The sequence below is a fragment of the Lactobacillus helsingborgensis genome (assembly GCF_003173695.1).
In the GTDB taxonomy this organism is placed as follows: domain Bacteria; phylum Bacillota; class Bacilli; order Lactobacillales; family Lactobacillaceae; genus Lactobacillus; species Lactobacillus helsingborgensis.
Genome location: NZ_CP029544.1, coordinates 949,441 through 964,202 on the forward strand (window position 1 = coordinate 949,441; position 14,762 = coordinate 964,202).

At 36.0% G+C, this 14,762-nt stretch carries 14 protein-coding genes; 6 read left to right on the forward strand and 8 right to left on the reverse strand.

Annotated elements, in window-relative coordinates:
* Window positions 1–2: 2 nt before the first annotated feature.
* Window positions 3–3,482: a PD-(D/E)XK nuclease family protein gene (locus tag DLD54_RS04495; RefSeq protein WP_109918382.1), complete on the reverse strand. Its 3,480-nt coding sequence runs from the start codon at window positions 3,480–3,482 to the stop codon at window positions 3–5.
* A 75-nt stretch (window positions 3,483–3,557) separates the two neighbouring features.
* On the opposite strand from DLD54_RS04495, the gene mvk reads away from it, so the two are divergent.
* Genes mvk through fni form a run of 4 tightly spaced genes read left to right on the forward strand, consistent with a single transcriptional unit; the run spans window position 3,558 to window position 7,578 of the window.
* A complete protein-coding gene (mvk, locus tag DLD54_RS04500; RefSeq protein ID WP_109918383.1) occupies window positions 3,558–4,466 on the forward strand; it encodes a mevalonate kinase in 909 nt (302 codons plus the stop codon).
* A gap of 4 nt (window positions 4,467–4,470) precedes the next feature.
* Complete coding sequence (gene mvaD, locus DLD54_RS04505; RefSeq protein WP_109918384.1) at window positions 4,471–5,430, forward strand: diphosphomevalonate decarboxylase; 960 nt, start codon at window positions 4,471–4,473, stop codon at window positions 5,428–5,430.
* Between the two features lie 36 nt (window positions 5,431–5,466).
* Window positions 5,467–6,549 (forward strand): phosphomevalonate kinase, encoded by a 1,083-nt coding sequence (locus DLD54_RS04510; protein ID WP_109918385.1) that lies wholly within the window; start codon window positions 5,467–5,469, stop codon window positions 6,547–6,549.
* Between the two features lie 15 nt (window positions 6,550–6,564).
* Window positions 6,565–7,578 (forward strand): type 2 isopentenyl-diphosphate Delta-isomerase, encoded by a 1,014-nt coding sequence (gene fni, locus DLD54_RS04515; RefSeq protein WP_109918386.1) that lies wholly within the window; start codon window positions 6,565–6,567, stop codon window positions 7,576–7,578.
* A gap of 50 nt (window positions 7,579–7,628) precedes the next feature.
* On the opposite strand, the gene DLD54_RS04520 is transcribed toward fni, so the two are convergent.
* The 4 genes from DLD54_RS04520 to DLD54_RS04535 are packed head-to-tail and all read right to left on the reverse strand — an operon-like array spanning window position 7,629 to window position 11,520.
* On the reverse strand, window positions 7,629–8,414 hold the full coding sequence (locus DLD54_RS04520; protein WP_109918387.1) for a Cof-type HAD-IIB family hydrolase: 786 nt from the start codon (window positions 8,412–8,414) through the stop codon (window positions 7,629–7,631).
* Between the two features lie 20 nt (window positions 8,415–8,434).
* A complete protein-coding gene (locus tag DLD54_RS04525; RefSeq protein WP_109918388.1) occupies window positions 8,435–9,820 on the reverse strand; it encodes an RsmB/NOP family class I SAM-dependent RNA methyltransferase in 1,386 nt (461 codons plus the stop codon).
* Entirely contained in the window at window positions 9,804–10,778 is a 975-nt protein-coding gene (locus DLD54_RS04530) for a hypothetical protein (RefSeq protein ID WP_109918389.1), read from the reverse strand. The genes DLD54_RS04525 and DLD54_RS04530 overlap by 17 nt, the downstream gene beginning before the upstream one ends.
* On the reverse strand, window positions 10,768–11,520 hold the full coding sequence (locus tag DLD54_RS04535) for an SAM-dependent methyltransferase (RefSeq protein ID WP_109918390.1): 753 nt from the start codon (window positions 11,518–11,520) through the stop codon (window positions 10,768–10,770). Before DLD54_RS04535 ends, DLD54_RS04530 begins: the two co-directional genes overlap by 11 nt.
* An 84-nt stretch (window positions 11,521–11,604) precedes the next feature.
* Here DLD54_RS04535 and lepB point away from each other — a divergent pair, with 84 nt between their 5' ends.
* Window positions 11,605–12,183 carry a signal peptidase I gene (lepB, locus tag DLD54_RS04540; RefSeq protein WP_109918391.1) on the forward strand — a complete coding sequence of 193 codons (579 nt, stop codon included), beginning with the start codon at window positions 11,605–11,607 and terminating at the stop codon, window positions 12,181–12,183.
* 62 nt (window positions 12,184–12,245) lie between these two features.
* A complete protein-coding gene (locus DLD54_RS04545; RefSeq protein ID WP_038522674.1) occupies window positions 12,246–12,437 on the forward strand; it encodes an LBP_cg2779 family protein in 192 nt (63 codons plus the stop codon).
* A gap of 312 nt (window positions 12,438–12,749) precedes the next feature.
* Here DLD54_RS04545 and DLD54_RS04550 read toward each other — a convergent pair whose 3' ends face one another.
* The 3 genes from DLD54_RS04550 to DLD54_RS04560 are packed head-to-tail and all read right to left on the reverse strand — an operon-like array spanning window position 12,750 to window position 14,660.
* The gene (locus DLD54_RS04550) at window positions 12,750–13,589 is read right to left on the reverse strand and encodes a hypothetical protein (protein WP_109918392.1); all 840 of its coding nucleotides are present in this window, start codon (window positions 13,587–13,589) and stop codon (window positions 12,750–12,752) included.
* A complete protein-coding gene (locus DLD54_RS04555; RefSeq protein ID WP_109918393.1) occupies window positions 13,589–14,296 on the reverse strand; it encodes an ABC transporter ATP-binding protein in 708 nt (235 codons plus the stop codon). The genes DLD54_RS04550 and DLD54_RS04555 overlap by 1 nt, the downstream gene beginning before the upstream one ends.
* A complete protein-coding gene (locus DLD54_RS04560; protein ID WP_046327141.1) occupies window positions 14,289–14,660 on the reverse strand; it encodes a GntR family transcriptional regulator in 372 nt (123 codons plus the stop codon). Before DLD54_RS04560 ends, DLD54_RS04555 begins: the two co-directional genes overlap by 8 nt.
* Window positions 14,661–14,762: the final 102 nt, after the last annotated feature.

Genomic DNA, 14,762 nt, shown 5'->3' on the forward strand with positions numbered 1-14,762 from the left:
GTTTAGTCGTCCTCCTGTAACCGTTCTGTGATTTTTTTGATTAATTCTGGTTTATCCATACTGCCAATTTGGTGGTACCTATTTTCTTTTAACATGGCATCGAAAAAGAAGATATCACGAAAATCGGAATATGTGAGTGCGCTATTGCCATTACCGTACTTGTAGGGATTGAGCTTTATTTGACCCGACAAGATTTGGCTAGATGCATCTTTAATTAGTTCTTCGTCATATTTGAGCAGCAACTTCAGTTCATCATCCTTAAAAGCACTTCCGCTGAAAGAAAGCGAACCGTCCTTCTTTTTGCTTTTAACTCCTGTATAAAGACTGGAACTAGTACCAGGTTCCTTTAATTCCGGTTCAGCCTCAAGTAACAATAGTTGGTCGTCATTGATTAAGCCGGTGTATTTAAGACGGTATTGGCCGTCAAGATAAGCCTTGTTAAGCTCCAATTTTTTATTATATATTTTCGTGCCATTAATTCGTTCCATTTGCCTAGTGACAGTTTGATAAAAAGCACCTAAAAGTGATAACGGCATTTCTGATTGAGTGAAAAACTTTTGATTGCGGGCCAATACGTCCAAATACGAAACCATTTGTAGCGAAATGCCATGGTAAAAAAGCCCCAGATTAAATTTCTTGGCGGAGGACTTATAGTCGACTACCTGTGCCATAATTTCATTTTGATCGGGAATTTGGGCTAAATCAACGCGGTCCATTTTCCCTCTCAAATTAACATAATGATCCCCTGAAATATTAGGTACTTTTAATTGCAAGCCTTGTACTTTTTCAGTATTGCCAAAACTTAATTCTGAATATTTAGCTTTTAGCGGCGTTTTTTGAACTGCCTTGTGCCAGTTATGAGCCACATTACTAGTAGTATGATCAAGGCACTTAAAAAGAAACTCATTGAAGGGATCATTCAATAATTGCTGGTACTTTGGTTCACTTTTCATTTCACTGCGGGCCAGGTCAAGCAATTGCTGTAACTTAACTTCTTCAATGTCTTTTAAATTAAGGCTTTGCTGGTTTAATTCTTTGACTAACCGGTCAAAAGTCTCATGAAAATAATTTCCAGCTTGAATTACATCCAATTCATTTTCGAATCGTTTATGAAGTCGCAATCCGTAGGTAAGAAAATATTCGTAGGAATTTTCATAAAAAGTTTCAAGTTGCGAAACAGAAGAATCTAAGTTTTCCCCATACAATTGTTGCGCTAATTTAGGACCAATATCTTCCGGTTCGTTAATAAACTGACTGGCAGCTATTACCTTATCCGTTCTTTGGGGCAGGTACTTCTTAGTTAATTTTAAAATATTGTCAACATCAAGCTCTTTATTAGTCCTATTAAGATAGCTCAGGTAGCCCAAGCTTGCTTGCGGATTGGTAATAAAACTCAGCAATTCTCCCAAATTTTCCGGTAAATTATGTTGGTTATATTCAGGAGCACCAGCGTTTTTTAAACGCTCATAATAAATTGAAGGTTGCACTGTTGCTGCTTCATCATTGGCAATGGAATAGCTCAAATAAAATTTGTCATGTGCTAGTGCCATGCAGTTGCCAAACTGATAATTTTGGTCCAAATTACTTAGTTGTTGCCTATCTTCAATATATGAATCTTCACCAAAATCATTTTTCAGTTCCGTCAGATTTTCTGTACTCAGAAACCCCGGTGTATTTTGAATTTGGGGTAGCCCATTGACTGTAGCACCCATAACGAAAACTTGTTTATAGCCACTAACTTGCACAATCCCCATTTCTGACAAATTGACAGCATCCAAAGTGGCGGGAATTTGGGAAAAAGTAGCTTCTTTAAAGCCGTTGATTAGGACGTTAAAAAAACTTGCCGTTTCAAAATCAGTCGGATTAATTAACAGATAATCATGCAGTAAGTTGATTAGTAAATCCCAAACTTGTTCGGATTGACGGGCTTCTTGCAAATTACCTTTATTCTGTGCAGTAGTGCGCCACTTTTCCAGAACAGTATTAACACCATTTTTTAGTAAAAAATTAAAAAAGATAGTAATAGCTTTTTGAGTATCCTTTTCAGCCTTTAAATTTGTAAAAAGATGAGAAATTTGGTTAACAAAGTAATCCTTGAGCCTGTTTATTTTACCTACTTCATCTGGAATTTTATCTAAGCCGATAACTTCAGCAGCCATATATTTAGTAAAGTCTTTGCGCCAAAGATTATGGTTTATACCATGTGCAAGCACAAAATTTTCCAGCTGGTCGACATCATAAAGGTAAGAGGCTTCATCTTGATACCACTTGGGAATGATAAGACGGGTTTTCATAATTGCCAACATATTATTTGTCTGCAATGGTCTGGTCAAAAGCTGGGCGATATTTTCTATTAATACTACTATTGGATGGTACTTCATTTCCTGTTGCAAGTCGTTAAAAAATGGAATCTCATTTTGGCGCAAAATAGGAGTTAAATAAGTTTCATATTCGTGCAGATTTGGAGCTAACACCAAAAAGTCGCTATAACGATAATGCCCTAAAGTTACCTGCTGGTATATTGTATGGGCAACATAATAAGCTTCTGCATAGCGATTATCAGCGCGGACAAGTTGGACTTGATCGCTGTTTTCCAGTCTGTCAATTTCCCCAGTCCAAAATTCGTTAAGCAGTTCTCTTTTTGAAGGTTTATGATCAACATTTGTTGAGCTGACTTGATATTCTAAATTTTTGCTTTTAATATAGCATATTAGCTTGTTAATGGTATTTTGAATAACATAATCATAATCACCTGGTTGCGCTTTTGGCTCAATTTCACCTAGTTCAGTCTTAAACGCCAGTGTGACGCTGTGCGCTTTTGTCATTAATAATTTTACTGTGAGACATTCCTGTAAAGAAAAATGAGAAAAGTCGCTAAAATAAAAGTCAGTTTGACTTAGGTCAATTTCTGAATTCAAATACTCATTTAACTCCAGCTGAACTTCGTTAGTGGTAGAAAACTTACCGGCAATTGCGGCAATGAAATCAGCATAGATAATCTTGAGATCAGCGATTTTATTTTTAGTTTCCAGTGTTAGGGATTCGGTAGTAATATCATTTAGGTCTAAATTGCCTTCCCGAATTTGTAAGATTGTGTCATATAGCTGTTTAATTAAGCCGGGATTCAAGTCTGTGGTTTGAAAAAGATGCAGCTGTTCTTTTTTTTGCGCAATAATTTTGGCTAGCAGCATTGAAGCTGCAGCTTCATCAAGCTCGGTTGGCAAGCCCTTTTCGGCATCCTTCAAAAAAAACCAGGCTAAGCGGGAAAAAGATAAAACTTGCAAATTTTTAACAGATTGTTCAGAATGCCCCTGACTAATGGCAAGCTTATTTATTGCTCTAACTTCTGTGGTAAACTTAATGTGGTTAGGGACGATGACAAAAGTTTCGTGTTCTGGATAATTTTGATAATTTTGCACAGCTTCTGTTAAAACCTTATCCTGCATCGGATCGGTTTGTCGACCCAGTAATATTTTGATCATCGTTTCTCTTCTCCTTTGTCATTATTTTATCATAGGAGCAAAATTTTTTTATATACATTAAGGATCTTAAATAAAATGAAAACAAGCTTTTTAGCACATGGAAAAGTAATTTTAATTGGAGAGCACTCGGTAGTGTATGGCTATAATGCATTGGCAATGCCAATTATGTCTTTGCATATTAAAACCACGGTTGAACCTGCAGCACAAATGTGGATGGATACAGCTCATTATCAAGGCTCTTTTTTTATGGCTCCATCTGAATATGACGGCTTAAAATATGTTGTCAAAACTATGCTGGAAAAAGCAAATAGCACCGAAACGCTTAAAATTACGTATACCGGAGAAATACCTATAGAACGCGGGCTTGGTTCTAGTGCTACAGTTGCTTTGGCTACTACGCGTGCTATGAATGATTACTTTAAACTCAACCTGAGTGAAAATGAGATTATTGCTATTACCAATCATGCCGAAATGATTAATCATGGCAAGGCTTCTGGCTTAGATGCTGCCACTGTTAATTCGAATTATCTAGTTTTCTTTAATAAAAAAGCAGGCCCTACAGCGCTCAGAGCTAAATTAAACTCTACTTTACTGATCATGGATACAGGAGAATTAGGCAGCACTAAAAAAGCTGTCAGCTTGGTTCATGAACAAGTTGAAAATGACCCAAAAGCTGCAGCCAAAATCGCTAAGCTGGGTAAATTAGCTGATGAAGCCAAAAATGCCTGGTTAAAAAAAGATCAAGCACAAATTGGCACTATCTTTAATCAGGCTCAGACTATTTTGCATTCTTTTAGCCTTTCAACCTCTAAAATCGACCAATTACAAAAAATTGCTCTGGCAAATGGTGCCCTAGGTTTTAAATTGTCTGGTAGTGGCTTGGGCGGAATAGTGATTGCGCTTTGCCATAACTCTGAAATTGCACAAAAGATAGCGGTTAAGTGTCAAAACATCATAGCTAACAGTTGGATTGAGGAAATATAGTTATATGGTTAAAACAATTCGTGCTCATACAAATATTGCATTAATTAAATATTGGGGCAAAGCCGATTCGCATTTGCGCTTACCTCTTATGTCTAGTTTGTCAATGACCCTTGACCAGTTTTATACCGATACTAAGATTTCTGCTAGTGACGAAGATTGTTTTGTTTTAAATGGTATCAGGCAAAAAAACGTGAGCGCTCAAAGAGTCTTTTCCTTTTTAAAAGTTTTACAGCAGAGGTTTGGCGTAACTGGTCACCTCTTAGTTGAATCCACCAATAATGTCCCTACCGCTGCCGGTCTAGCTTCCTCCAGTTCAGCTTTTGCGGCTTTAGCTGGTGCTTTTTGTGCTCATTATAATATTCAACTGACTCCAATTGAACTTTCTCGTATAGCGCGTTTAGGTTCAGGATCAGCCTGCAGATCAATTTATGGCGGCTTTTCTGTATGGCAAAAAGGCTCAGATGATAAGTCTTCGTATGCCTATGCCTTGGATGAAAATCCCCAATTAGATTTACAACTGCTGGCCGTCGAATTAAATACCAAGCAAAAAAGAATATCATCAACTGCTGGGATGAAAATGGCACAAAGCTCGCCTTTTTTTCAGCCCTGGCTGCTGCGTAATCAGCAGGAATTAGAGCAAATGATTTCTGCTGTTAAAGCTCAGGATTTCACGGCAATTGGTAGTCTAGCTGAATTAAATGCGACTGAGATGCACGCCGTTAACTTAACCGCACAACCTTCGTTTACCTACTTCGAGCCAGCAACTATCAAGGCAATCAAAATGGTATCAGAATTACGTCAAAACGGTATAGAATGTTATTTTACAATTGATGCTGGACCTAATATAAAAATCTTAAGTCAATTAAAAAATGTAAAAGATATTACTAATAAGTTTGTAACAGAATTCGAGAATGTTAAGATAATAAATGCAAGTTTCGGTCCAGGTATCTCATACTTGAACTAATTAATGTAAATTAATTGATTAGGAGATTTATTTCTTTTGATAACAGAACAAGCACCCGGAAAATTATATATTGCCGGCGAATATGCGGTTTTAGAACAAGATTGTCCCGCTATCTTAGTCGCAGTTAACCAATTTATCCGTGTTTCAATTATTAAGTCAAAATCTACCACCGGTTTAATTCATTCAAAACAATATTCCCAAAGTTCTATACATTGGGTTAGGCGGGGAGCTAAAATGGTTATTGACAACCGGGATAATCCATTTGAATACATCCTTGCTGCGATTTCTTACACAGAACATTTTTGCTTGGAACAAAAAGTAAAAATGCAAGTTTACGATTTATACATCAATTCCGATCTTGATTCCTCTGATGGCAAAAAGTATGGTTTAGGTTCAAGTGCTGCGGTAACCGTAGCCACAGTTAAAGCCATTCTACGCTTTTACAATGTTCCGTTTAGTAACGAGTTAGTTTATAAGCTTTCAGCTATTTCGCACTATTCTGTTCAAGGTAATGGATCAGCAGGCGACATTGCTGCCAGCGTCTATGGCGGCTGGATTGCATATCAGACTTTTGACAAAAATTGGTTAAGTAACGAATTAGCCCAAAAATCTCTATCAGAAGTCGTCAATGAGGCTTGGCCTGGATTAAGAATTCAACTTTTGACACCGCCTGCCGGATTAAAATTGATGATCGGCTGGAGCCAAAAGCCAGCTTCTACTTCTCGACTAGTAGACGAAACTAATGCTAATAAAGCTGCTTTAAACGGCGAGTATCAAGAGTTTCTCAAGCTTTCCCGCCAATGTGTTTTGAAAATGATTGCCGGCTTTGAACGCCACGATATTCGTTTAATTAAAAAGCAGATTCGAGTTAACCGTAAACTACTGCAGCATTTTGCTCAAATTAATCAAATTGCAATTGAAATTCCCCGGCTATCCAAATTAATTAACATCGCCGAATCATTTGGTGGTGCAGCTAAAACTTCCGGTGCTGGTAATGGTGACTGCGGTATTGTGATTGCCGATGACCATACTGATACTGATTTTCTGGAAGAAAAATGGCGGCAAAACGGCATTATGCCTCTTGACTTCCACGTACACCAAATTAGATTAGCAAAATAAAATAAAGGAAAAAATATGACAATCCGATCTAAGCGTAAAGAAGAACATTTGCAGCTGGCACAAAAGTTTTATCAAAAAGAAAAAATGAATAGCTTTGACCAAGTCCATGTCATTAGACCAGCCTTACCTGAAACTGAAGTCGATTTAGCTACAATTAAAACAACGATGTTTGGCAAAAAAGTTGCTGCCCCCTTCTTCATCAACGCAATGACTGGTGGCTCTGCTAAATCTTATATTGTTAACAAAGCTTTGGGTCAAGTTGCCCGCAGAACAAATATTGCCCTAGCACTAGGCTCTGCAAGTATCCTAAATAAAGAACCTGAGCAGCTAGACAGTTTTCTAATTGCTCGTGAAGAAAACCCTGATGGCGTTTTAATTGCTAATATTAATGGTAAAACTTTGCCAGAACAGGCACAAAAGATTATTACCGAATTAAATGCAGACGCTTTACAAGTTCACCTTAACGCAGTGCAAGAAATTGCTATGCCAGAGGGAGAACGCAATTTTTATTGGCTGGATAATTTAAAAGACTTGCGCCAGAAAATAACGGTACCCATTATTATCAAAGAAGTTGGCTTCGGCTTAGATCCCAAAACTATTTGCACGTTAAAAAAGGCAGGCTTTAAGCTCTTTGATGTTGCTGGTAGCGGTGGTACAAATTTTGCTCAAATTGAAAATGCCCGCAATCCCAAAGATTTGTCATATCTAAATGATATCGGCTTGCCCACAGTTGCTTCAGCTCTAGCGGCAGCAAAACAGCAAGTTGAATTTATTGTTTCTGGTGGTGTGCGCAATCCACTTGACGTTTTTAAGGGACTCTGTTTAGGCGGCAAGTATGTGGGTATTTCCAACCAATTTTTGCAAATGCTGCTTAATCACGATGAGGAATATTTGCAAAAAACAATAGTAAATTGGCAACAAGAACTGGCTGGTTTACTGGCAATATACGGACAACACAGTTTAAGCGATTTGAGCAATATTCCTAAATATTATGATTTAGAGCTAAAAAATATTATTGAACAAATATAAAAACAATCCCAAAAGTGTAATAACTTTTGGGATTATTTTTATTTAAACTATTAATTTAACATGTGCCAGATTTCTTTTTGGACGGCGCTATCGTTACTTGAACCAATAACATGGTTGGCTGCCCTCTTGGCAATTGGCAGAGCCGTACCTGTCGCATAACTGTTGCCAACGTATTTTAACATGCCCACGTCATTACCACTATCGCCAAAAGCAACCATTTCTCGCGGATTAATTTTATATTTACTACCGAGATATTTTAATCCTTCAGCCTTATTCATTCCTTTAGTTGACATATCAATTGAAGTAGCAGAACCAGAAACAAAACCGATTTGAGGGTATTTTCGCTTCAATTCGTCAAGCAGGTGCGGCATTTTCTCCGCAGAAACATCGAAAGTTACTTTGAAAATCTGATCATTTAAATTATCAAAATCATCTACTAATAATAATTTTTCATAGTATTTCTTTAATTCTCGCGCAAAGTCTGGTCCGTTTTTTCTTAATGTATAAGCACTAGCTAAACCAGAAACAGTTGCTTTTTCATCGTATTGCTGCGTAATTTGTAAAATTGTCTGGAGATCTGAATGAGAAAGTGAATTAACGTGAATGACCTGTCTGCCTTTAGCCACCAAAGCGCCATTATCGGCAATATAATATATCTTATTTGCTACGTGAGGAAAGCGTAAATACAAGTTTTCAAATTGATTGCCACTTGCAACCACAAACTTGATATTTTTTTCTGTCATGATCTTAAATTCACGCAAGAATAAATCTTCATCGTATTCTTTTTGGTCGTTTAACCAAGTACCATCCATATCTGTCGCAATTAATTTAATCATTATAAATAATAGTCTTTCCTTTAAAATCTTAATCCTTTAGGATAATAGTTTTTTAAAACTTGATTAGCAACCTTACCAAAACCCAATATCAAGTTATGGTAACTGACTAACACAAACCCTTTTAGATCGGTGTTCACTTTGATTGCTTCTCCATGTAAATAGCTAGAGTAGGAATTGGCAGTGAGATTGATTACTCTAGTTTGTTTCTGTGCTGCTAATACCATGGCTAACTGATGCCCTGGTTCAAACCGATTCTTTTTAAGCAAGCCCAATTCTGTCCCATTAGCGAGAATTCTTACATGTAAGCCTGTAGTATCTTGCGCCGGTATAAAAACGTGATTGTTTCTGATTAGGCAATCTGACCGCCAATTTAATAATGCAGGAGGTAAATTAAATTGATCCAAAATAGCGGCAATTAATTTAATTTCAGCTTTATTGGGCGCAATATTAGCTAAACGTCTTGTTCTTTTCTTGTTCTCCTTTCTTGAACCAGTCATACTCATCCATGGCTTTGCTGGTAATTTAAGTTTTGCGACAAATTGCCCTTCACCTATCGCAGCAGTTGGCCAAAATCTTACTGTGTTAGCTAATTCCTTGTTGTGGTCCGCCCAATCAGGTTGCCCTTTAGCCACTTGATTAGTACTGAGTTCAATTGGCAAAATTTCAAGGTCAAACTTTTGGCTTAGCCATGATATTATTGCTTCATTTTCTTCTGGTGAAAAGGTACAAGTTGAATAAACCAATGTTCCTTCCGGCTTTAACATCTTAACTGCCGCTGTTAAAATCTTTTTTTGCCTTTCTTGACATTTCATGACATAGTCTTGCGACCAGTACTCTATCGCCTGTTGATCTTTACGGAACATTCCCTCGCCACTACAAGGAGCATCAACTAAAATTTTATCAAAAAAACGGGAAAATTGACTGGTTAAATTTTCGGGTTTGTCATTGGTAATTAAAGCGTTGGTAACACCCCAACGTTCGAGGTTTTCACGCAATACTTTAGCTCGACTAGGTGAAATTTCATTTGCTACTAGCAGCCCGCTACTTTGCAGTTGTTCGGCAATGGCAGTACTTTTCCCGCCGGGAGCTGCGCAAAGATCAAGTACGCGTTCGCCCGGTTTGGCGTTAATAATGTAACTTGGAAACATTGCTGAGGGATCTTGCGAATATACTGTGCCACTAATCCATTCGGGATCATGACCGCTAATTTCACCGTAAAAAGCGTTGGGAATTACCGGAATATGAGATTGGGTATTATAAGATACTTGTTTATTTTCTTTAAGTGAATTAATACGATAGCCTTTTTTGGGAGGCTGAGATTTTATTGCAGTAAAGAGTTTGTTTGCTTCATCCTTTCCTAATAGTTTTTGATATTTTCTGACAAAGTCGTCAGGCAGCTTGATCATTTTTTTGATCCTTTCTTAATTGGTGTATGACGCAGAAACTATATGCTGCAGCAATGATAAGCCAGCTTAATGCAAGAAGCCAAATTAAATGTTGCTTGTTTGAAATAAATGTCCGCCAACTTAAAAAGAAATACGCACCAAAAGTCACTGTGAGTTCAATCAATAGTATTCTAATGCCATGATTTATCAGCCAGTTGCGCAGCAGAGGGCCGTTTAAATGGGTTTGCTTCACAGTTTGCCAATCCATATAGGCTAAAAGCAAATTACTTAAAAGAGCAATAATTAAAAAGACAGTTATCAGCGCTATTTCACGTAAAAATGAAAATTGATGAATTTGATGATTTTTTACAAATAGTGGTGTCTTCACTTTAGCATGATAATGTTTCGCTATTTGACGTATGGTTTTACTTGAACTGTCGATTATTATGATGTAATTTTTTAGTTTGAATTTTCCAGTTGGCTGCTTAGGACCGGTGGTTAAATAATAACCATTCTGCTTCATTTGCCGGTAATGCTTTAAGATACCGATAACAGAATAATAAGTTTGATCAAGGTGAACATATTGATTACCCTGAACTTTTAAGGTTGGTACCTTAGCATTTAAACCCAAAACAGCAAATGAAACTTTACCTTTAAAATCAGCGGCCGTAAAATATCTGCCAAATTCAGTGGGTAAAGTCACTACTTCATGGTTAGACCACACTAAAGTTTGATTATCCTTAGATTTACTTGCCAAATGAACCTGAATTTTATTTTTAGGGTAATTTTTTTGTAAATACGTGATAAATGAACCAACATTTTGGTTGCTTTTTACATTGATATAACGGGTATTATTACTAAGTCCATAAGCCTCAAGAAGTTGATCAGCCTCTCTTGATTGAACATTGGACAGCATGCTGCCAATACCTAAAAGTGATAAAAATATAACGATTACTAAAATAATTTTCTTAATTTTCATGTGCTATCTCAAAAATGTGCTCTTCAATAAAATCAAAACTAGCAAAAGATCTGTTAATCTGCATCATTTCTTTTGAATGAACAAAATGTTCATTTCGCCAAAAAATTGGAGAATTCGTGGCGCCATTTTTTTCGCCAACAAAAAGTAGATGGTTGGTAAAATTGCTTTTACGCCAATTTAAAACTAGTTTTTCATCATGTTGACCAAAGTTTGGTGCCCAGGAACAAATAATTAAATCGACATTGTTTATTACGCTTAGAGCTTTTTCCGCATTCAAATTTTGTACCCTAATAAAAGAATTTGTGCCAGTTTTAGAGGTCTTCGACCATTCAAAATTATCGGTTGCGGTCATTTCAACACCAACTTCCGCTAAAGCTTTGCTCCAATAGGCATTACCTGCCATAATCTCTAAACCGGTTTTAACGTTTAACTTGTTTTTGATCAATTCCGCAGTAGTTAAGTTAGGCACTGACCAAATACCAAATTCTCTTGCTAGAAATTCTCTTAAATTATTAATAAGCTGGTTAACGGTCTGAAACTGCTTAACTTTCTTAATGGGAAGATTAATACATATTTCTTCAGCAAAGTCAGGCAAAAAGCCCAGCTTTTCAGGAGCTCTTGGCAAAACCTTTTTTTGCTTTATACAAGAAACTATTTCGTTTATTTCCCTTACTTGCTGATGAACAGGTTCTAGTTCTAGTTCATCATCTAATTGGTTAATTTTACTTAAAAAATCTGTCATTATCAAATACCTATAATGATTTTAACATTCAAAAGACAAGATTTCAGTTATAATAAAAGGTAACATGATAAAGGAGAATATTTTATGGCAAAAAAAGTTATGAAAAAACAGGATGAAGAAGAAGAAAGTTTAGGTAAATTTCTCCTGGATGTAGTCATAATGATGGCAGTAATTCTGGGTGTGTTCTATGTTTTATTTCACTTTGTTCTTTCGAATGATAGAGTTTCGGGACCATCAATGCAGCCCACGTTTGAAAACAATGATCGTTTGATAGCTGTACGCAATTTCACTCCTAAGCGTAATGACGTAGTAGTGCTCCTTGCTCCAAAAGCCGCAAATGATACCCCCGGTGCTTATTACATTAAGCGCATTATTGGCTTACCAGGAGATAAACTGGTTTCTAAAAACGACAAAATGTATGTTAATGGTAAGCTCTTACCTGAACCTTATCTTGAGAATCACTTCAAAAAGGCTAGTAACGCTCAGGGCCAACCATATACCAATAATTTCACCTATAAGGTACCTAAAGGGTACTATTGGGTAATGGGTGATCATCGGGATATTTCCAAAGATTCACATATCTTTGGCCCCGTTAAGCGGCAAAATTTAATTGGGAAAGTTAAATTCAGGTATTGGCCATTTAATAAAATTCAAGGTTTTTAACTTTAATTTCCTTTAAATTTTAGTATTTTTCCGTTAAAATAAATTGTAAAGGAGAATTTAATATGAATCACCAGTTAGAAGAATTATCCGATGCAATTATTGACTTTCAGGTCAAACATCATGTTACTGATACTGATTTAGCTTTTGCCAGTCATTTGTCAGTTGAAAAAATTCACGCAATGAAGACTGGCGAAGGTGAATTTACTCCTGAAGAAATTAATCAGCTGTACGATTACCTTGCTGCAAATCATTAAAAAGTTAATTATAAAATTTTACCTGCAATGACTTTTATTTCATTGCAGGTTTTTATTTTACGTGATTTTAGAAAAATGTTAATCATAGGATTAATTATAGGTATTGTCTTGCTTTTGAGCAGTTTAATAGCGCTTATTATTTCAAGACAACCCAAAGTCTAACAGCAAAGAACATTGCTTTTTTGACTTTTATTGCCTTTTGTCTTTTATTTGGATTGGCATTTTTATTGTTTGTCTCATGGGTCTTTTTTGGCTGTTAAAAAGACGCTAAAAATTTTCTAGCGTCTTTTAGTATGTTTAGTATGCGAATTTTTATTTTCCTTCTCTAGCCTCAAAGAATTTACTGAAAAGAATTGTATCTAAAAACCAAAAAAGTAAATTGATTGCAAGCATTAAAACGAGAGCGAGAGCCAAATCATTATTTGTTCCTGTGGTTTCCCCTATCATAAATCTAAACGGGAACGAAATTATTTGTAGACCAATATCACTTGCTTTGATTGCAAGCCAGGCTACTAAAATAATTACAAAAACTGCAATTACCCGAAAGTAAGCTTTGCTGAGAGCTTCCGGAAGAAAATCCAAAAGAGCACGACTGGAATAATTTAAAAAGCTGATAATGAAGTAACCAAAAAATGCGCAGAGAATAGTCATCATGATTGCTCCAAAAAAGTTAAACATAATTTCCAGATCAACTTGTTGTAAATGTCTGCCAATATCGGCAAACATTTCGATTATAGTGGTATGAAACTGACTGTCGAAGGTAAATGTCACTACGCCTAAAACAAGAGTGCAAATTATTTCCAGTAGGACAAAGAATAGCAATGCGCCAAACGAACTCAAGATGTTATCAAAATAGAGTTTTTTGTCATCAATTGGTACTAAACGCCAAGTTTGGTTACCACTAACGTGTTCATTTTGGTAACAAGTAGATAAATAAAATATCCCAGTGAAAAGCCATGCAAATACTATAAAAATAGCCAACCATAAAGTTAAAAAATTGGAAAAAATGCTTCTATTAAGGTACAAATGACCGTTATGATAATTGAAAAAAGTTATTGCAAATGTTGCTACTGTCTGAATAATTAACAATAGTGAAATCCATTTAGTTTTTAATCTGAAAAGCACCGTAAAATAGCGATTAAAAATTGCCATTATTCTTCCTCTTCCCTTTGATAAAAACTCTCATAAAATTCCTCCACACTTTGATTATCTGCTCTAATTGCTTCTGTAGACTTTTGCATACAAACAGTTTTATTTTTAATAATTACCACTTCATCTAATACTGCAGCGATTTCATTTACAAAATGGTCTGAAATTAAAATGGTAGATTTTTCTTGTTTCCATAAAATTATCGACTTAATAATTTTTTTGCGAGCCATAGCGTCGATACCAGAAAAAGGCTCATCTAAAAGGTATAAGTCAACTCTTCTGGAAAAAGTTAATGCAATAACCAACTTCTCTTTCATACCCTTTGATAATTCAGATAAGCGCAGATCAGGTTTTAAGTTCATAAAATCTCTTAATTGTTCAAATTGCTTGAGATTAAAATCATGGTATAAAATTTGGTAAAATTTGACGATATCATTGATTTTAGTTGAATTAGCAAATCCTGTCAGGCCATCAGTAAAAGAAAGATGGCCTTTTCTGTCAGCCTCCTTGGTAAAACCAGCAACTTTAACGCTACCACGATAATTTTTGGCAACACCACTGATAATTCGCATCAAAGTGGTTTTGCCCGCACCATTTTCACCTAAAAGAGCAACAATTTTTCCGGGTTTAAGTGTTAAATCCAGATCAGTTATGATTTTTTTCTGATTTTTTTTGTAAACTAAGTCTGTTATTTCTAAGGGATTAGTCATCACTATGCTCCTCTTTAAGATATTCAGATAAAGATTTGAGAATTTGCTCGTCAGAAACTCCTAAAGAGTTCATGCTGTGAACGAATTTATCTAGTTCAGCATTAATTAATTCCCTTTTCGTTTTTTCAAGTAAAGTAGTATCTTCAGTGACAAAATTGCCTTCGCCCCTTTTGGTGTACAAAATACCCTCAAAATTCATTTGTTGCAAAGCACGTTGGACAGTATTAACGTTAACGGTTAATTCAACTGCTAATTCACGCACAGAAGGGATTTTTTTGCCAGGCTTTAATTTGCCGGTAATTATTTGTCGATATAGGTATTGCTTAATTTGCAAGTAAATGGGAATATTATCTTTAAATTCCACAAGTCCACCATCCTTTGGCCGTAATACACCTATAATACACTATCATAAACTAGATTGCTTTTTTCCGCAAACCATTGCAATTTTGCAGAACTTTTTAATCTT